Source organism: Humibacter ginsengiterrae, from assembly GCF_054780115.1.
This window is the reverse complement of the sequence record NZ_BAAGWY010000001.1, coordinates 228,451-246,402: the sequence shown is the minus strand read 5'-3', so window position 1 is coordinate 246,402 and position 17,952 is coordinate 228,451. Positions and strand designations below refer to the sequence as shown.

The 17,952-nt window shown below is 66.9% G+C and carries 20 protein-coding genes and 1 tRNA gene; 10 read left to right on the top strand and 11 right to left on the bottom strand.

Annotation, left to right across the window (positions count from 1 at the left end; translation table 11 throughout):
• Window positions 1-40: 40 nt before the first annotated feature.
• From ACYVII_RS01240 to ACYVII_RS01215, 6 genes are all read left to right on the top strand, one after another.
• The gene (locus tag ACYVII_RS01240; RefSeq protein WP_460529741.1) at window positions 41-1,330 is read left to right on the top strand and encodes a gamma-glutamyl-phosphate reductase; all 1,290 of its coding nucleotides are present in this window, start codon (window positions 41-43) and stop codon (window positions 1,328-1,330) included.
• A gap of 117 nt (window positions 1,331-1,447) precedes the next feature.
• Window positions 1,448-1,687, top strand: coding sequence for a hypothetical protein (locus tag ACYVII_RS01235; RefSeq protein WP_460529738.1), 240 nt, complete (start codon window positions 1,448-1,450; stop codon window positions 1,685-1,687).
• A 12-nt stretch (window positions 1,688-1,699) separates the two neighbouring features.
• A complete protein-coding gene (gene nadD / locus ACYVII_RS01230) occupies window positions 1,700-2,320 on the top strand; it encodes a nicotinate-nucleotide adenylyltransferase (RefSeq protein WP_460529735.1) in 621 nt (206 codons plus the stop codon).
• 161 nt (window positions 2,321-2,481) lie between these two features.
• Window positions 2,482-3,726 carry a hypothetical protein gene (locus ACYVII_RS01225; RefSeq protein ID WP_460529732.1) on the top strand — a complete coding sequence of 415 codons (1,245 nt, stop codon included), beginning with the start codon at window positions 2,482-2,484 and terminating at the stop codon, window positions 3,724-3,726.
• A gap of 105 nt (window positions 3,727-3,831) precedes the next feature.
• Window positions 3,832-4,206, top strand: a complete 375-nt coding sequence (gene rsfS, locus ACYVII_RS01220; RefSeq protein ID WP_460529729.1) for an RsfS/YbeB/iojap family protein — start codon at window positions 3,832-3,834, stop codon at window positions 4,204-4,206.
• Between the two features lie 77 nt (window positions 4,207-4,283).
• Window positions 4,284-4,359 (top strand) — tRNA-Ala (locus ACYVII_RS01215).
• A 152-nt stretch (window positions 4,360-4,511) separates the two neighbouring features.
• Here ACYVII_RS01215 and ACYVII_RS01210 read toward each other — a convergent pair.
• The 6 genes from ACYVII_RS01210 to ACYVII_RS01185 form a co-directional block, all read right to left on the bottom strand.
• Entirely contained in the window at window positions 4,512-4,631 is a 120-nt protein-coding gene (locus ACYVII_RS01210; protein ID WP_460529726.1) for an SDR family oxidoreductase, read from the bottom strand.
• Window positions 4,606-5,292, bottom strand: a complete 687-nt coding sequence (locus tag ACYVII_RS01205) for an SDR family oxidoreductase (protein ID WP_460529723.1) — start codon at window positions 5,290-5,292, stop codon at window positions 4,606-4,608. Before ACYVII_RS01205 ends, ACYVII_RS01210 begins: the two co-directional genes overlap by 26 nt.
• A gap of 5 nt (window positions 5,293-5,297) precedes the next feature.
• A complete protein-coding gene (locus tag ACYVII_RS01200) occupies window positions 5,298-6,605 on the bottom strand; it encodes an MFS transporter (protein ID WP_460529720.1) in 1,308 nt (435 codons plus the stop codon).
• A 160-nt stretch (window positions 6,606-6,765) separates the two neighbouring features.
• Window positions 6,766-7,713 (bottom strand): alpha/beta hydrolase, encoded by a 948-nt coding sequence (locus ACYVII_RS01195; RefSeq protein ID WP_460529717.1) that lies wholly within the window; start codon window positions 7,711-7,713, stop codon window positions 6,766-6,768.
• A gap of 9 nt (window positions 7,714-7,722) precedes the next feature.
• Window positions 7,723-8,337: an NAD(P)H-dependent oxidoreductase gene (locus ACYVII_RS01190; RefSeq protein WP_460529714.1), complete on the bottom strand. Its 615-nt coding sequence runs from the start codon at window positions 8,335-8,337 to the stop codon at window positions 7,723-7,725.
• A gap of 56 nt (window positions 8,338-8,393) precedes the next feature.
• Window positions 8,394-9,455 carry an LLM class oxidoreductase gene (locus ACYVII_RS01185; RefSeq protein WP_460529711.1) on the bottom strand — a complete coding sequence of 354 codons (1,062 nt, stop codon included), beginning with the start codon at window positions 9,453-9,455 and terminating at the stop codon, window positions 8,394-8,396.
• 165 nt (window positions 9,456-9,620) lie between these two features.
• Here ACYVII_RS01185 and ACYVII_RS01180 point away from each other — a divergent pair, with 165 nt between their 5' ends.
• Window positions 9,621-10,109 carry a MarR family winged helix-turn-helix transcriptional regulator gene (locus ACYVII_RS01180; RefSeq protein ID WP_460529708.1) on the top strand — a complete coding sequence of 163 codons (489 nt, stop codon included), beginning with the start codon at window positions 9,621-9,623 and terminating at the stop codon, window positions 10,107-10,109.
• Window positions 10,106-10,543: an MmyB family transcriptional regulator gene (locus tag ACYVII_RS01175; RefSeq protein ID WP_460529705.1), complete on the top strand. Its 438-nt coding sequence runs from the start codon at window positions 10,106-10,108 to the stop codon at window positions 10,541-10,543. Before ACYVII_RS01180 ends, ACYVII_RS01175 begins: the two co-directional genes overlap by 4 nt.
• A gap of 83 nt (window positions 10,544-10,626) precedes the next feature.
• On the opposite strand, the gene ACYVII_RS01170 is transcribed toward ACYVII_RS01175, so the two are convergent.
• The 4 genes from ACYVII_RS01170 to ACYVII_RS01155 form a co-directional block, all read right to left on the bottom strand.
• Window positions 10,627-11,007 carry a septum formation family protein gene (locus ACYVII_RS01170; RefSeq protein ID WP_460529702.1) on the bottom strand — a complete coding sequence of 127 codons (381 nt, stop codon included), beginning with the start codon at window positions 11,005-11,007 and terminating at the stop codon, window positions 10,627-10,629.
• 206 nt (window positions 11,008-11,213) lie between these two features.
• Complete coding sequence (locus tag ACYVII_RS01165; protein ID WP_460529699.1) at window positions 11,214-12,053, bottom strand: MerR family transcriptional regulator; 840 nt, start codon at window positions 12,051-12,053, stop codon at window positions 11,214-11,216.
• Window positions 12,054-12,145: 92 nt separating this feature from the next.
• The gene (locus ACYVII_RS01160) at window positions 12,146-13,159 is read right to left on the bottom strand and encodes an LLM class flavin-dependent oxidoreductase (protein WP_460529696.1); all 1,014 of its coding nucleotides are present in this window, start codon (window positions 13,157-13,159) and stop codon (window positions 12,146-12,148) included.
• 42 nt (window positions 13,160-13,201) lie between these two features.
• Window positions 13,202-14,383: a coiled-coil domain-containing protein gene (locus ACYVII_RS01155; RefSeq protein ID WP_460529693.1), complete on the bottom strand. Its 1,182-nt coding sequence runs from the start codon at window positions 14,381-14,383 to the stop codon at window positions 13,202-13,204.
• Window positions 14,384-14,550: 167 nt separating this feature from the next.
• On the opposite strand from ACYVII_RS01155, the gene ACYVII_RS01150 reads away from it, so the two are divergent.
• On the top strand, window positions 14,551-15,987 hold the full coding sequence (locus ACYVII_RS01150) for a DHA2 family efflux MFS transporter permease subunit (protein WP_460529690.1): 1,437 nt from the start codon (window positions 14,551-14,553) through the stop codon (window positions 15,985-15,987).
• Here the strand turns inward: ACYVII_RS01150 and ACYVII_RS01145 are convergent.
• A complete protein-coding gene (locus ACYVII_RS01145) occupies window positions 15,947-16,798 on the bottom strand; it encodes a UbiA family prenyltransferase (RefSeq protein WP_460529687.1) in 852 nt (283 codons plus the stop codon). The genes ACYVII_RS01150 and ACYVII_RS01145 overlap by 41 nt on opposite strands.
• Window positions 16,799-16,888: 90 nt before the next feature.
• Here ACYVII_RS01145 and ACYVII_RS01140 point away from each other — a divergent pair, with 90 nt between their 5' ends.
• A complete protein-coding gene (locus tag ACYVII_RS01140; RefSeq protein WP_460529684.1) occupies window positions 16,889-17,896 on the top strand; it encodes a LacI family DNA-binding transcriptional regulator in 1,008 nt (335 codons plus the stop codon).
• The last annotated feature ends 56 nt before the right edge of the window (window positions 17,897-17,952 follow it).

Here is a 17,952-nt window from a genome sequence, read left to right as displayed (position 1 = left end):
CGCGTACGGCGCGTTGAGTCCAGCCGGATAAACTCGTGCGATGGCCCCCAGCATCCTCGAATCCGTACCCGTGGCGACGGATGCGCCCTCCTTCGTACGAAAGCTGGAGGACGCGAAGGCGGCGTCCGTACCGCTGGCGACATCGACCACCGCGCAGAAGAACGATGCGCTCGAGCGGATCGCACGAGCGCTGATCGACAACGAGAGCAGCATCATCCGGGCGAACGCCGACGATCTCGTCCGTGGCCGTGAGAACGGGCTCTCCGACGGGCTGCTCGACCGATTGACGCTGGACGAGCGCCGTATCGCCGCCCTTGCCGGAGCTGTGCGCGACGTCGTGGCGCTGCCCGACCCCGTAGGAACGTCGGTGCGAGGCAGTCGCCTGCCGAACGGGGTCTCGATCCAGCAGGTGCGCGTGCCGTTCGGCGTCGTGGGCGCGATCTACGAGGCCCGGCCGAATGTCACGGTCGACATCGCGGCCCTCGCGCTGAAGAGCGGCAATGCCGTCGTGCTGCGCGGTGGCCGTGCGGCCGAGTCCAGCAACCGCGTTCTCGTGGAGCTGATCCAAGAGGCGATCGCCGGCGCAGGCATCCCGTCGCACGCGGTGCAGACGGTTGACGAGTTCGGCCGCGAGGGCGGCACCCGCCTCATGCAGGCCAGGGGACTCGTCGACGTGCTCGTCCCGCGCGGCAGTGCCGAACTCATCCGCACGGTCGTTGAGTCGTCCACCGTCCCCGTCATCGAGACCGGGGCCGGTGTCGTGCACATCGTGCTCGACGAGAGCGCGAACGAGGGCTGGGCCGTCGACATCGTGCGCAACGCGAAGGTGCAGCGACCGAGCGTGTGCAACGCTGTCGAGACCGTTCTGGTGCACAGCGGCGCGGCATCGCGCCTTCTTCCTCCCGTGCTGCAGGCGTTGCGTCAGGAGGGCGTGACGGTGCACGCGGATGCGCGTGCCCGCGCCATCTTCCCGGATTCGGTGCCGGTCACCGAGGAGGACTGGGCTACGGAACACATGAGTCTCGATGTCTCTGTAGGCGTCGTTGACTCGCTCGACGAGGCGATCGCGCACATCCGGCGCTATTCCACGCAGCACACGGAGTCGATCATCACGGACGACCTCGCGAACGCGGAGCGGTTCCTCGCCGAGGTGGATTCCGCTGTCGTGATGGTGAATGCGTCGACTCGCTTCACCGACGGTGGCGAGTTCGGGTTCGGCGCCGAGGTGGGCATTTCGACACAGAAGCTGCACGCCCGAGGTCCGATGGGCCTTCCCGAACTGACGAGCACGAAGTGGGTCGTGCGCGGAAGCGGCCAGGTGCGCGAGTAGCGGGACTTCGTCCCTCACAGGCTCTCGGTTCGGAAAACCGGGCAAGCTCGCCCTTCGCTCACCTCGGTCGCCTATAGACTGGGGTATCGGGCATTCGCCACGAGAGGAAAGAGTCGCATGTCGTTCGCAGCAGCAGTCGTAACCGAGGCCGGCAAGCCGGCCGTGTTCGGTGTGGAGCCGTGGGTGCTCGGCGTCGTCGTGCTGTGCGTGTTCGCCGCTCTGGCCTTCGTGACCTGGACCTACCGCGACGTCGCCAACCGTCACAGCCACAAGGCGGAAGCGGATGCCGCGCAGCACGCGGGCGCGCCCGGTGCTTACCATCACGGGCAGGGTCATCCGTCGGCGCAGGATCACTGACCCAGCGCGTCCATGCGGCCGTCAGCGACCACAACGCCGTCGGGAGAACGTCGCCGGCGCGTCGGCGTCATGGGCGGCACGTTCGACCCGATCCACCACGGCCACCTGGTCGCCGCGAGCGAGGTGGCGCAGTCCTTCGATCTCGATGAGGTCATCTTCGTCCCGACCGGTGAGCCGTGGCAGAAGGGGCATGTGACCGAGCCGGAGCATCGGTATCTGATGACCGTGATCGCCACGGCATCCAACCCGCGCTTCACGGTGAGCCGGGTGGACATCGACAGAGCCGGCCCCACTTACACCATCGACACGCTGCGCGATCTGCAGGAGTCGCGCCCCGACACCGACCTCTACTTCATCACCGGGGCAGACGCGATCGCGCAGATCCTCAGCTGGCGAGACGTCGAAGAGCTGTGGAAACTGGCCCATTTCGTCGCTGTGAGTCGACCGGGACATCTGTTGGAAGTGACGGGTCTACCCAACGGCGACGTAAGCTTGTTGGAGGTTCCGGCATTGGCCATCTCGTCGACCGACTGTAGGGACCGTGTCAGCAGGGGGTTCCCTGTCTGGTACCTCGTACCCGATGGAGTTGTCCAGTACATCTCCAAGCATCACCTTTATCGGAGTGTGGCATGACGTCGTGGCCAGACCAGCCGCCACAGACGCGGCGACAGGCTAGAGAGAGTCAACGCGCCGCTGAGCGCGAAGTCGGCTCGGCTTCCCCGGAGCAGCAACCGGTTCCTGTCTCACGTCGCGCCGTCACCGTCACACCCACGACCGCAGGTGAAGTTCCGGACGTGGCCACGCCCTATTCGTTCGCCTCGGCACAGCGCGACGCGGAGGCGCAGCAGAATGCTGCTCCCACGGATGCTCCGCCGCTTCGACCGCGCACGCCCCGTTACGAAGACCTCTCGTTCGACAGCCTCCTGGCCGCTTCTCATGCCGGTGGACCGAACGGAGCCGCACCCGCAGACGACCGCGCCCCTGCCACCGTCGCGTTCGCCACCGACCCTTCCTCCTCATCGGGCCAGGCGCCGGGCTCGTCCGCTCCGCTCCCGTCGCAGGCGTCACCGCTGTCGTACGTTCCGGCATCCCCGGCGGACGCCCGGTCCTCCTCGGACTCGAAGGAATCGGCTGTCCAGCAGCCCGAGCCGCCGCTGCCGACGGTGTCGCCGGTGGACGGCCATCCGCTCACTCGTCGCGAACTGCGCGCAATGCTGCAGGCTCAAGCCGCGAATGAGGCAGCGCAGCCCGGCACAGCCACAGAGCCAGGGCCGCCAGCACAGTCGGCGACCGCGACCGAGCATGCTGAAGAGACGACGCACCGGGTGGTTCCGCCGGCAGCGCCGTTGCGGCCAGACGAGTCAGACCCGCGCACTCCGATCAGCGCCGTGTCGACGCCTGCCGCAGCCCGCGGCACGTCATCCGTGTCACCGATTGTGATTCCCGAGGCTGTCGGCGGTCGGCCGCAGGCTCCGGCCCCGGACGGCGCGGCACCGGCCGGCGCAACACCCGCCGCAACCGATCGAGCCGTGGAGACAACGGGTCCGGCAACCGATCCACAGCTGCGGGCCAGGGCTGCGGGCCATTGGTCCACGATGGACGATGAGAACGCGACCGATGGGACTCCGCGGTCCGCCGTGTCGACCGGAAGCGTGACCACCGCGAACGCATTGATCTTGCCCTCGATCCCCTCGGCCGGTCTCGCGACCTCACCGCTGACGAGCACCGGCGAGGTGATCGTCACCGGCTCGATCGATCTTCCCAAGTCGTTGGGTGCGACGGGGCAGCACCCTGACCACTTCGACTCGTCCGACATCGACCGCTTGTTCGAGGAATCGGACGCCGCGCCGGCCACATCCGGTGTCGCCCCGGTACGTGCGAGCAAGGCCGTCGCGACCCACACCTCGACGCGAGGCATGATCACTCCGCCGAAGGCACGCGGGAACAAGCTTCCCGTGGTGCTGGCCGTGACAGCCGCCTTCCTCGCGATCGGCGTCGCAGCCTTGCTGGTCGCCGGCTTCGCCTTCCATGCCTTCTGATCTGCATATGCTCGAGCCGCACAGCCCGGCCAAGTCTGTACAGTTCTCTGCAGGTCGCTTCGTCAGTGACTCCTGCTACTTCCGACCCCACGAGGTGATATCCGTATGACCGCGTCCGCGCTCTCGCGCGAACTGCTCCAACTCGCGGCGGAGGCCGCAGACTCCAAGGCGGCGACCGATCTCGTCGCCCTCGACGTCTCGGGGCCGCTGCCCCTGGTCGACGTGTTCCTGCTCGCGTCGGGCAATTCCGAGCGCAATGTGATCGCCATCGCCGCAGAAGTAGAGGACCGGCTGAACGAGGCAGGAGCACGAACCTTGCGGCGCGAAGGCCGCTCCGAAGGGCGATGGATCCTGCTCGACTTCGGCGATCTGGTGGTGCACGTGTTCCACCAAGAGGACCGGTCGTTCTACTCTCTGGAGCGGCTCTGGAAGGACTGCCCGACGGTGCCGTTCCACCTGCCGGTCGCGCGGGAGGCGTGACGGGCATCCGATTCGTACCCGTCACGGCGATGTAGTACTCTAATCAGGTTGCTCCGCACGTCGGAACGGCGAATCGCGGGTCTGTGGCGCAGCTGGTAGCGCACCTGCATGGCATGCAGGGGGTCAGGGGTTCGAGTCCCCTCAGATCCACCAAGAACCCCGGAGTTCAACCGAACTCCGGGGCTCGGTCTTTCTCCACTCGACGGGGTCTGTGAAGACCGCCGAGAAACGTGACCGGCCCCCGCGCAGGGCGCAGCGGGCACACGCGCGTCTTGGCTGTCTGCCGTGAAAAGCGACAACTCGGATCAGACCAGCTGGGAGACTCCGCCGTCGACGGTGAGCTCGGCGCCGGTAGTGAAGGTGGCGTCGAACGCGAGGAAGGCGACCGCTCTCGCGACTTCATCCGGTCTTCCGAAACGCCCCATCGGATTGTTGCTGATCATGAGGGCTTTTGAGGGCTTCCGCTGCCTCAGGCGGAATCGACCGGTCGAGGATGCCGGTGTCGATCGGCCCGGGGCTGACAGCGTTGACCCGTACGCCGCCTGGCAGTAGTTCGCGCGCGAACGTGCGTGTCATCGAGCGCAAGGCGGCCTTGCTTGCCGCGTACACGCTATTGTCCGGCAGGCCCTTGACGTCGGAAACCGAGGTGGCGATCACGATGCCGCCGCCCCGGCGCATCACCGGGGCGAGCTGTTGCAAGGTGAAGTACGCGCCCTTGGTGTTGAGGTCGAAGACCTCGTCGTAGGTCTCCCGGCCGGTGTTCTGGATTGAGGAGCTGAGGTTGATTCCGGCGCTGAAAAAGAGTGCATCGAGTTCGCCGTAGTGGTCGCGGACCTGCTGTGCAAGCTCGTCGATATCCGCATGGCTGGTGACGTCGCTGCGCAGCACGATCGCATCCTCACCGAGTACCCTGCGAGCGGCGTCGATGATGCCGGCTGTGCGTCCGGTCACGAGAACAGCCGCGCCCTCGTTCTGCATCAGACGGGCGGTGGCGAGACCCATTCCGCTGGTGCCACCGATAACGGCTGCGCGCTTGTTGCGGTAGCGCGACATGTTCTGAACACTCCAATCCGTGGTTTGCGTCACCAGACTCACTTTCCCTTCCCGGCGGGCGCGCGTTGCGGCCCGGAGCCCGCGTGCCCCTGGATCATCGACCGCGCGCTGGCGGCGACGCCAGCGATGAGGAGCACGCCGAAGATCAATAACGACGTGCCGGCCGCGATGTTCTGCATGAGCACACCGAGCCCGACGACCGGGACGGCTTGACCGACGTAACTGGCTAGATATACCGACGCGAGGGTGCCGGCACGGCTGCTGCGGTCACTCAAGGCCAGCGCTCCGGTCAGTGCGCTCCGGAAGTAGGTGCCGCCACCGATACCGATGAGAGCTCCGCCACACAGGAACAGCCACAGGCTCGGGCTGGGCAACTCGACGGCGATGACGATGGCGACCGTACCGGCGCTCATGCTCGCCGCGCCGATTCCGGCTTGGATGCCTTGCCGAGCGCCCACGAGAGTGATCGGAGCGATTGCGGCCGCGGCAGCGACGACGAGAACGAGCGTTCCCGCCAGAGCAACGAAGGGCTGGCCGAATGGGCCGGCGAGAAAGCTGGGTGCAAGGGATGTGAAGAATCCGATGGCTGCCGTCGAGATGAAGGCTCCGGTCAGAGCCGCGTAAAACCTGCCGCGCCCGTGCGCGGGGGCTCGCATCCGCTGGGGCCGGTAAGGCGGCCGATCGGCCGCGGCAACGATGCTCGTCTCCGGGGTGAGAGCGAGTGCGACGACGGCGGCAGCCATCAGGGTGAGGAATACCAGGTAGGGCACGGTCAACGGCATCCTGACCCACTGCGCCAGGGTGCCGGCGATCAGCGCACCCACGCCGATGCCACCGAAATTGAAGACCGTAGCGACGATCTCGGCACGGCGGCTGTTCGCTTCGGGATGCCCGGCCGCGTGTAGTTCGCTCAGCCAGGCGGTCGCGGTCGAACCGGTGACACCTACGGCGAGTCCGCCGACGAGACGTGCGACCATCAGACCGGGCAGGTCACGCCAGACGAGGAACAGCACGGCCGAGATGGCGGCCGTCGCAAGAGCCGGGATCAGCACGCGCCGCCGGCCGTACCAGTCGGAGATGTGTCCTGCGCCCAGCAGTCCTGCCGCGACACCGATCACATACGTCGCGTAGACGACCGTGATCATCAGCGGACCGAATCCGTCGCGGGCGGCGTACAGCCCGTACAACGGTGTCGGCACGGCGGAGAAGCCGACGATGATTGCGAAGCCGCTGGCGACCATCCAGAATCCGACGGCTGAGCCGTGCGCGGTTGGAACTGGGGTGCGCGCCGCGTCACGTCGGGGCGGCCGCGTGCGCCTGCCTTTGGCCGAAGTGGTATTCGACATGAGATTCCTCCTGACGAGAGTGCCGTGTGTGAGGCGTGACTACTTCGTGCAGCGGGCCGCTTCGACGATGCTGTCGGTATCGATGCCGCTGATGACGCCGGCGGCCTTATGGACCGCGTACAACAACGGCGACGCATGGCCCTTGGAAAAGATCAGATGGTCATTGCTGGCCAGGTCGGGGTGGTCCCAGTCGTAACGGAAAGGGAAGGTGCTGGGTCAGGAAGAGCGCGGCCCGATCGAGCGCCTGGCCGGCTTCGTCGATGGCGTCGACAAAGACTGGGAAGACGTGTGGGACCCCTGCGACGACGTCGAGGATGACGTCGACCTCGGCATCACGGGCTCGTCCGGCCAGGCGCACTGCGTCGTCGAGCAGCAGCTCGTTGGTGCCGACCTGCAGGAGGATGGGCGGGAAGCCGGCGAGGTCGGCGAGGACGGCGGGCGCAAGCAGTGGTTGGTGGGGGTCTTGACCGGCGAGGTAGATGTCGCCGGTGCGGGCCAACGCGGCCGGAGTGAAGATGGGGTCGATGCCTTCCTTGGTCGTCATCGAAGCCCCGGCGTGGGTGTGGTCGAGTCCCGGGGAGAAGGCGAGCAGCGCTGCCGGCATCGGCAGGCCGGCATCTCGCGCTGCAAGGCAGGTCGTGACCGTCAGGCCTCCGCCGGCGGAGTCGCCGGCGAACACGATGCTGTCCGGCTCATGGCCATTGGCGAGCAGGTCTCGGTAGGCCGCCACGCAGTCTTCGATCGCGGCCGGGAACGGGTGCTCGGGGGCGAGTCGGTAGTCCAGCGAAATGGCGCGCACGCCCGTCCGTTTCACGAGGTGGGCAGTGAGGACCATTGCGGTCTCCGGTGACCCCAACGAGAACGAGCCGCCGTGGAAGTACAGAATCGTACCCGGCTGGGCTGCGCCACCGTCTGCTTCGGCGGCCTCGACAAGGACGGTTGGTCGATTGCCGAGCACGGTGGGTGTCTGCCGGATCCCGTCGGGTACGGGGAAGTTGGCCATGAGGGCGGCGAACGCCGCGCGCATGTCCTCCACCGGCACCGGTCCGGACGGCTGTGGATGTGACCGTAGTTCGGCATCGAGCACGCGTCGTTGTTGTCTACTCAAGGATCCTCCTCAGGGTTGTGGCACGGCGGAGGTACGCGCCGTGCCGGGCTTCTCGTTCGCGCCGTTGGCCGCCGTGCTGGGTCGCACGCCGGTTTCACGGCTGGACAGCAGGTCCTTGACATCCGTGAGGGCCATTTCGATCCGGCCGTAGACGCGGGGGTTGAGCACGGTGGTGCCGTCGAAGTCGCCGGCGGAGGCGAAGATCGCGACGGGGATGGTCATTGCCTGGAAGAAGCCGAACAGTGGGCGCAGCGCGTGTTCCAACGCGAGGGCGTGGTGGTCGCTCCCGCCGGTTGCGGCCAACAGAACGAGCTTGTTGGCCAGCGCGTATTGGTCGATGAGATCGAAGAAGTGCTTGAACAGACCCGTGTAGGAGCCGCGATAGATCGGCGTGGCTGCGATCAGCAGGTCGGCCGATTCGGCCGCCTGAAGCTCGGCCTCGATGCCTGGTGCGACTTCCTCGCGTTCGCTGGCCGCGGTAAGTCCGGTGCCGAGGCGGTAGATGTCGATCCGGTGTGCGGAAATCGGGAGCAGGTCTTCCAGCGTGGCCAGCACGACGTCGACCAGGCCCATCGTCTTGGAGTTCTCGTGTGGGCTGCCGTTGATCACCACCACGCGCAGCATCCGGGATTGACCGGAGCGCGATGGCGCAGCAGGCGAACCGCCCACAAGTGCCGTGCTCATGCCGCACGCTCCGTGACCGCACGCACCTCGCGGCGGACCACCGGCGCAACTTGGGTGCCGAGCCGCTCGATCGCGGCGAGGTGCTGTTCCTGAGGCATACCGCCGAACCCGATCTGGACAATGGCTCGGCTGACCCCGTACAGGCGGTGATAGGTCAGGAGTTTGTCGATAACTTCGTCGGTACTCCCGACCAGCAGCCCCGATCCCGGGGTCGCCTGAGCCTCGAACGCCGCGCGCGGGATCAGCATGCCCGCTCCGCGCTGGTGGTTGTTCTCCGCCATCCCTTGCGCGAAGTAGGGGTACATGGTGTCCCGGGCTTCCTGACTGGTGCCGCCCACGTAACCGTGCGTGTTGATGCTGATGGGCATCAACGTGACATCGTGGCCGGCTTGCTCGGCAGCCGCTCTATACAGCTCGACCGTCTGCTCATGCAGCGTGATCGGTCCCAGAAGCTGCGCCAGAGCGATCGGCAGCCCGAGCCGCCCGGTGCTGATGGCCGATGCGGGAGAACCGCCGACCCCGACCCAGATCGGGATCGATGCGCCGTCGGCGCGTGGGGCGATGTCCGCATCGACCAACGGCGCCCGGAATTTTCCGGACCAGCTCAGCGGGTTCTGTTCGCGGATCCTCAGCAGCAGATCCAGCTTCTCCCTGAAGAGGTCGGCGTAATCCGCCAGGTCATAACCGAACAGCGGGAACGACTCGGTGTACGAGCCGCGTCCGGCGATGATCTCGGCTCGACCGGCCGAAAGCAGATCGATGGTGGCGAACTGCTCCCAGACGCGCACCGGATCCTCCGAACTGAGCACGGTCACCGAACTGGTCAGCCGGATGTTCCGGGTCGCCTGGGCCGCCGCGGCAAGCAGAATCGTCGGCGCGGATCCCACGAAGTCGCTGCGGTGGTGCTCACCGATGCCGAATACGTCCAGTCCGACCTGATCGGCCAGCTGTGCCTGCTCGATCGTCTGCAGAACCCGTTCCCGCGGCGACGGCAGCCGCCCTGTCCGTGGATCCTTGGTCACTTCGCCGAACGTCATGATCCCGATCTCGAAACTCATCGCTGACCTCTCTCCTGCACCGACTCGCGGTATCGATTGGCAATATAGGTGCCTGCGCAGGCAGATAACTGACGTTACGCCCGCTCTATTCCCTGGTCGCGTCGGCCGAAAATGCGGTCAATGATCGCGTCGGTGCCGCCGAAGCAGGACGTTAGAGTTCCGCATATGACAACGGAGAAGATGAGCGAGCTGGAGGATGCCGCCTGGCGGGGATTCCTGCTCACCCATGACCGGTTGTGGCGTGCCTTGGAGGCCGGGCTCTCCGCTCTCGATGTGAGCATGGCGGAGTACAGCGTGCTTGCGCTGCTCGGTGAGGCGGGGCCGAGCGGAATGCGGATGTCCGATCTCGCCGCCCGCCGGCTGATGTCCACCGGTGGATTCACCCGGCTGGCCGATCGCCTGGAACGGCGCGGCCTGATCGAACGCCGCCGCTCGGCGGCGGACGGCCGGGGAAGTGAGGCGGTCCTGACGAGCCAGGGCCGCTCGCTGCTGCGCAAGGCCTGGCGCAAGCAGTACGCCCAACTTCGCCAGCTGTTCTTCGACCGGCTCGACTCCGACGACCTGTCCAGGCTGGCCGACGTCTGGCGCCGGCTGAGCGAGCAGGAGGCACCGGACGAGCCGGAACGACAGCGAACGAACTCGGCCGGCCAGTGAGGGGCGGCACAGGGCGACAGACAGGAGCGACTACCACGGCACGATTCCCAGACCGGCACCTCACCGACGCGCCTACCCGGGTGCGTCGCCGGCCAGGGGAAGGCGACGACTACCTCAGGGCGTACGTGTCGGACCTGCGCGTTACATCCGCCCGATTTCCCGACGATCCGCGCGTGCACCGGTTGATCACGGCCCTCCGTGCCACGGACCCGCGATTCGGTGAACTGTGGAGTGCCGACCTTGTCGAGACGGTGCACGACACGCACAAGACGATCGAGCATCCCGAGCTCGGTCGGCTCGATCTCGACTGTGACGTGCTCACTGTGCACGGATCGGATCTCAGAGTCGTGTTGTTCACCGCAGCACCGGGCATGGCCGGCGCAGACTCCGTGGCCCTGCTGGCTTCGCTAGAGATACAACCGGTCGCGGCGTGAGGCGGAACGCCGCCAGCGGAGCGATTGGGTGCCGGCCGGCGATGTCGCGGGCGACACGACGTTGACCTGGTGGCGCCCGTCGGTTACGGCGCGGGCTGAGGTGCCGCTGCTCCGATCCCCTTGACGGTTCCGATGGTGTCTCCGGCGGGGGAGAAGGCCACACAGACCACGGTGTGACGCCCGGCTGCCCAGTCCGTCTGGCCCGGCGTGTAGGCGCTCACGTCGATCGCGGTCGTGTCGTAGATGCTCACGCCGACGTAGGCGGTGAACGCAGAGCTGCACGTGTCATCCGCCTGAGCCGACACCGAGTCGTCTCCGGGATAGGCGTCGCCCTCGAGCGACGGCAGCCCGATCACCTCCGATGAGTGCGGGAGAGAACACGGCACCACCAGGAATTGGACGTCTTCCACCTGGTCGGATCCGGCCGGGTTCGTCAGGCAGTCGCCGACCGCCAGCGCGGACACGGGCGCGCCGGCGGTCGGCGTTGCATTGGGAGTGGATGTGAGTGCGGCAGTCGCTGCAGACGATGGACGGGGAGACGCCGACCTTACGGGTGCGGGATGAGCTGTGGCGCATCCGCCCAGAGAGCAGGCGACGATCGCCGCCACGACGGAGGCACAGGCAACAGCGTGCCGAGAAGGGAAACGGCGCTGCTGTCGTGGCACGAGCCTCAGAGTAGACGTACGGGCTGGATGAGATCGGTCACCCACTCCGACTGGGGGCGGTCGCCGGGCGTCCAGTAGACCTCGCGGCAGATGCCGTCCAGTTCGTAGCCGTGTTCACGCGCCCACTCGATGAGCGCGTTCCACGACTCTCCGATTCCGGCGACTTCGCCGCGATGCACCGTCACCGCGGCCTGGGCGATGCCCGGGAGGGTTCCGACGTCGAGGCCGTCGATCGACGCCGTGTTGTCGGGCACCACGAAGCCTGCGGTCACGAGCGCACCCGTTCCGTCGCCGGATTCGTCCGCCTCGTAGAGTGCGACTGCGGGGCCGAACTTCTGGATCCCTGCGGCCTGAATGAGGTCGGCCGCCTCGGGAAACATCGGCCCGATGACGGGCGAGACGTTGGCGGGGCCGAATCCCGGCGCCTTGCGCGTGAGCGTGGCCACCCGCTGCGCTTCGATGGAGCGCACCTCGGCGGTGATGGTCTGTGAGCTGGGCATGACTGTTTCTCCTCGTATTCGTTTGAGGCTCGCGTCGAGGCGCCGCAACCGCGCTTCGGCATCCGCGATGGTGGACTGAAGCTCCGTGCGAGCGGATTCCAGCATCCGTTCGACCTCGCCGTCGTCCACGTCGCCCCAGACCACATGCGAGACCTGCTCGAGTGTGAGTCCTAGACCCTTGAGCTCCACGACCCGGCTGAGCAGTGTCAACTGCGTGGCGGCGTACGCGCGATATCCCGTGAGCGCATCGACCCGTGCGGGACGCAGCAGGCCGATCCGGTCGTAGTGGCGGAGCATCCGTACGGATACCCTTCCGATCGACGCGAACTCTCCGATGGACAACATGACGCCTCCAACGTTGGAGTCTGACACCGTGTGAGGGTCAACGACAGCGTCGAAGACTCTCAGAATCGGTGTGGGAGAGAAGGTGCCCGTGCTCAGCCCAGCGCCGGTCTGATGTCGCGCACGATCGACTCGAGCACCCCCGCATTGAAGTCCACACCGAGCTGGTTGGGCACGGTGACGAGGATCGTGTCGGCTTCCTGCACGGCGGCATCCTGCGCCAGTTCCTCTGCGATGACGTCGGGCTCGCCGATGTAGCTGCGTCCGAACCGGGCGAGCTCGTCGCCGATGTAGCCGACCTGGTCGTGTGCATCGGCCTGCGCGCGCAACCCGAAGTAGCGTTGCGTCTCGTCATCGATGATCGGCAGGATGCTCCGCGACACCGAAACCCGCGGTTCACGCTCGTGCCCTGCTTGCTTCCACGTGTCACGGAAGAGTCGTAGCTGCTCCGCCTGCAGCTCCGACAGCGGCGCGCCGGTGTCTTCGGTGAGCAGCGTCGAGCTCATGAGATTCATGCCCTGCTCGGCCGTCCACACGGCGGTGGCGCGGCTGCCAGCGCCCCACCAGATGCGATCGGGAAGCGTCTCCGAGCGCGGCTCGATCGCGAGCGGCACCCGCTGACCGGTCATCTGCGGGTTCGAATAGACGAGACCCGCGCCTGCGATCGCCGCGCGGAAGAGCTCCGTGTGCGAACGCGCCATGTCGGCATCCGATTGGTCCTCGGCGGGAATGAAGCCGAACGACTCGTAGCCCTTGTCTGCGGTCTCGGGAGAACCCCGGCTGATGCCGAGCTGCAGCCTGCCACCGGCGATGAGGTCGGCCGCGGCAGCGGACTCTGCCGCGTACAGCGGGTTCTCGTACCGCATGTCGATCACCGCGGTGCCGAGCTCGATGCGAGACGTGCGCGCGCCCATCGCCGCGAGCAGCGGGAACGGGGACGCCAGCTGAGGCGCGAAGTGGTGCACGCGCACGAATGCGCCGTCCGCTCCGAGCTCTTCGGCGGCCACGGCCAGCTCGATGGTCTGCAGCAGGGCATCGGAGGCACTGCGCACCACTGATCCGTGCGCCGGAGACCAGTGCCCGAAGGAGAGAAAGCCTATGCGTTTCACTGCATCTCCAGCCCGGTGTGCGGTCCGGCTATTCCCGTACGGTCAGTACCAGTGGGGGTTCTGCGACATCTCGTGGTCCCACGCGGCGCACGGGCTGCCGTAGGCGCTCGAGATGTATGAGAGACCCCAGTTGATCTGGGTGTCGCCGTTCGTCATATAGTCTGCGCCGGCGCTCGACATCTTCCACGCCGGCCACGATTGCGGGATGCCGTACGCAGCGCTGGACGAGTTATAGGCGTTCCAGCGCCAGCCGGACTCCATAGTCCACAGCTGCTGGAGGCAGGAGAACTGGTCGGAACCCCAGCCATAACGAGATGCCGCTGCGCTTTGTGCGTATGCCTGTGCGGCGCCCGGGCTGCAGCCGGCGGTACAGCTGCCGCCGCCGCTGACGTTGGCATTGCTGCCGCTTCCTCCTGCTGATGCGGCTGCAGCCCGGGCTGCAGCCGCATCGCGCGCAAGCCCGTCGTTGCGCTGCTGTTCCTCCGCGGCCGCCTTCGCATTGAGGCTCGCCGCCTGTGCCTGCAGGATGGCACCCTGCTGTTGCTGCGTTGCCAGCGCCGCGTCGGCTGCAGCCTTCGCCGCCTGTGCCGCCTTGTACTTCGTGTCGGCATCCTGCTCGAGGCTGGTGCGGATGTCTTCCGCCTGCTTCGCCTGCCCCTGCAGCGACGTCACTACGTTCTGCTTCTCCTTGGCGTAATTCTGCAGCTGGGAGATGTGCCCGGTGAGCTGGCTCATCGAACCGAGCTGATCGAGCAAGTTCTCGGCCTTCCCCTTGCTCAGCAGGAGCTTCGCCGTAAGGCTTCCGCCGCCGGAAATATAGAGCTGTGACGCGAGCTTGCCGTACTGCGTCTTCGCCTGTGTGGCGTCCTTCTGTGCGGTTGCGGCCTGTTGATTGATCGAGCCGAGCTTGCTGGTCTGCGCATCGAGAGCGTTCTTCGCCTCGGTGTACTCGAATTCCTTCTTCAACTCTTCTGTGGAGGCCGCCTCGGCTGCCTGCTGGAGTTGCGCGATAAGACCCGCGATCTTGTTGTACTCAGCCTGCGCAGCGGCGGCATTCGCCTTCGCGGCCTGCACCTCGTCCCAGCTCGGATAGTCGTCGGCGTGGGCAGGCAGCGCGGTCACGAGCGGGATCGCGACCGCGACGGCGGCACCGAGCGCAGCCAGGCGCAGCCGGGCCCCGACACGTCGTCGGTCGGTCCCTGTCCGGTTTGCGCGCACAGCCACGGGTTCCACCATAGGCAGATCTTGTCGCGGATCCATCGCGATCCCGCGGCATGCCGCGAGCTCGTCGGGCGCCCATCCCTGCGGACATAAGCCCAAGTTCCCGGGTCCGGATGGCCTGACGAAAATCGGTGGCGCGCATGACGGGGGCGAGTGCTTGACTGAGCCGGGTGAGCTCCTTGCAACGCGCGGTGCTGACGGTGGCGATCCTGGCATCCCTCGTCGCGTTCCTCGACGGATCGGTCGTGAACGTCGCCCTGCCGGCGATCGAGCGTGAGCTGGGCGGCGGCCTCGTGCTGCAGCAATGGGTGGTGGATGCCTATCTCATCACCCTCGGTGCGCTCATCCTGCTCGCCGGCTCGCTCTCGGACGCGTTCGGCCGCAAGCGCATCCTGATGATCGGCCTGTTCGGCTTCGGCGTCGCCTCCATCGCCTGCGCGCTCGCACCGGACGGTGTGTCGCTCGTACTGTTTCGCGCACTGCAGGGCATCGCCGGTGCGCTTCTCGTGCCGAGTTCGCTCGCCATCATCATCCAGGTCTTCAGTGAGGACGACCAGCCGAAAGCGATCGGACGTTGGACTGCCTGGACGTCCGCGGCCATGCTGGCCGGTCCGCTGCTCGGCGGGCTGTTCGTCGACACGTTGTCGTGGCGCCTCGTGTTCTGGATCAACCCGCTGCCCATCGCGGTGACCGTGATCATCCTGTGGCGTGTGCAACTCGATCACGAGCACGCTCACGGCCACGTCGACTACCTCGGCGCCGTTCTCGGAGCGCTCGGACTTGGCGGCGTCGTCTTCGGCCTCATCGAACAAAGCCAGGTCGGATGGGCGAGCCCTCTGGTGTGGGGGATAGGCGCGGTCGGATGCCTGTCACTCGCCGCGTTCGCGATCATCGAGTTGCGCTCCCGGCAGCCGATGCTCCCGTTCGCCCTCTTCCGCATCCGCAACTTCGGCGTCGGCAATCTGGCCACTCTCGTCGTCTACGCGGCACTGTCGCTCGGCACCCTGATCATCGGCATCTATCTGCAGGAGGTCGCCGGCTACAAAGCGACGCTCGCCGGACTCGCACTCATCCCGTCGACCGTCGTGATGCTGCTGCTCTCCGGCCGCTTCGGCGCGCTCTCCGGCAAGATCGGTCCCCGGCTCTTCATGGCGATCGGTCCCATCGTCGCCGCGGGCGGCTATGCGCTCATGCTCACCATGGGCACGCGCGTCGATTACTGGTTCGAAGTGCTGCCAGGCATTCTCGTGTTCGGTCTGGGTCTGTCCATCACCGTCGCGCCGCTCACGGCGGCGATTCTCGGCGCCGTGCCGCCCGAGCACGCCGGGATCGGTTCAGCGATCAACAACGCGGTGGCGCGTATAGCGGGCCTGGTCGCGGTCGCGTGCGCCGGCTTCATCGTGGCCGGGCCGCTCGCGCAGGCCGGGCTGCAGCGCGTGCTGCTCGTGTGCGTCGCACTGTTGCTGGTGGGCGGTGTGGTGTCGGGTATCGGTATCCAGAACAAGCGCCGATCGGTTTCAGGCGATGGCGACGGGCTTGCTCAGTCGAGCGTTCCGGCGCCGCGGATCAGGCCGACAGCACCGGACCCGCAGCGACCAACGCGATGACGTCGACGATCGCGCAAGCCATGATGAGGCGCATCAGCCACCGTGAGCGCTCGCCGCGCAGCGTCAGCAGTACCCCTGCCACCGCCACCATCAGGGTGATGACGCTGCCGGCGAGCACGAGCACGGCTGCTGCACCGCTCAGCCCGCCGATACCGATCGCGCCGACCGCGATGACGATGCCGACCAACGCGAGCGCGCCGAACGAGACAAGTCCGCCGACGCGTGCTCCGAGCACATGCGCGAAGCCGCGAATGCCCGTGAGACGGTCCTGCTCGAGGTCGGGCAGAACGTTCGTGACGTGTGCAGCCACGCCGAGCAGGCATCCCGCCGTCACGACCCACCACGTCGGGAACGTCGGATCGATGGACCCCAGGGTGACGATCGCCGGCAAAATCCCGAAGCTTACGAGATAGGGGACCACCGAGAACACGGTGCGCTTCAGCCAGGCGTTGTAGGCCCACGCGCTGCCGATCGCGATCGCATGGGCGACGAGCGCGGGCACGCCGAGCGGGACGGTCAGTACCAGCGCGGCCGCGAGAGCGATCCAGGCCGCCGCACCGACCGTGCCGCGAGAGACCAGTCCCACGGCGATGGGTTTGTCGTCGCGGGCCACCGATCGGTCTCGTTCGGCGTCGATCCAGTCGTTCGACCAACCGACGGAGAGCTGGCCGGCCAGTATCGCGGCCGCGAGTAGCGCCACTCGGGCAGCCGGATAGCCGACGGATGCCCCCAGCACCGCGGCGATCACGGTGACCACGAGCGCGGGCCCCGGATGACAGGCCAGAGCGAGACCGCGCGCGGCTTTCGGCATGGGGACATGCTATGGGCCGAGGGACTCCGAAGGATGGCGGGTGATGTCGGGATCTTGCGTTCTACTGCAAGCAATTGCAAGAATTGCTCCATGGCCAAACGACTCGCCGAAGTGGCGCGCAAGGTAGGCGTCAGTGAAGCAACGGTGAGTCGCGTGCTGAACGAGAAGCCCGGAGTGAGCGAGGCGACACGGCAGGCGGTGCTGACGGCGCTCGACGTGCTGGGCTACGAGCGACCGACGAAGCTGCGCGGGGAGCGCGCCCGGCTCGTCGGACTTGTGCTGCCCGAGCTGTCGAACCCGATCTTCCCGGCCTTCGCCGAGGTTGTGGGCGGATCCCTCGCGCAGAACGGCTATACGCCGGTGCTCTGCACCCAGACGGCCGGCGGCATTTCTGAGGCCGACTACGTCGACCTGCTCCTGGAACAGCATGTCTCCGGCGTCGTGTTCGCCGGCGGCCTGTACACCCAAGAGCTCGGCGCGCACGATCACTACGAGAAGCTGCGAGAGGTGAAGCTGCCGACGGTTCTCGTGAGCGCTCCGGCCGAGGGCATCGGTTTTCCGACCGTGTCGTGCGACGACGGCGTCGCGACCCGGCTCGCTGTGCGACACCTCCACCAACTCGGCCACAGCCGGATCGGCTATGTACTGGGCCCGCACGATCACGTGCCGTCGAAGCGCAAGTACGAGTCCGCGAAGGCCGAGACCGCCCGCGCGGGAGACGAGTTCGACGAACGGCTCGTGGTGCGATCCCTGTACTCCCTCGAAGCCGGCCAGGCGGCAGCCACGAAGCTGCTGGGCACCGGCGTCACTGCGATCGTCTGCGCGAGCGACCCTCTCGCGCTCGGTGTGATCCGGGCAGTTCGTCGCGCGGGGCTACGCGTGCCCGAAGACGTTTCGGTCGTCGGGTACGACGACTCCGCTCTGATGGGATGCGTGGAGCCGCCACTGACGACTGTGCGTCAGCCGATCGAGCCTATGGGCCGGATGGTCATGGAACTGCTCACCGCGCAGATCAGCGGCGTGAGGCCCTCGGTCGACGAGTTCCTCTTCGAGCCGGAGCTTGTGGTCCGTGCGTCCACGGGACCGGCTCCGCGCTGATCTCCGCACTGCTCGACGGGTCTTTCGAGAGGCTCACGACTGCAACCGAGCGCAAT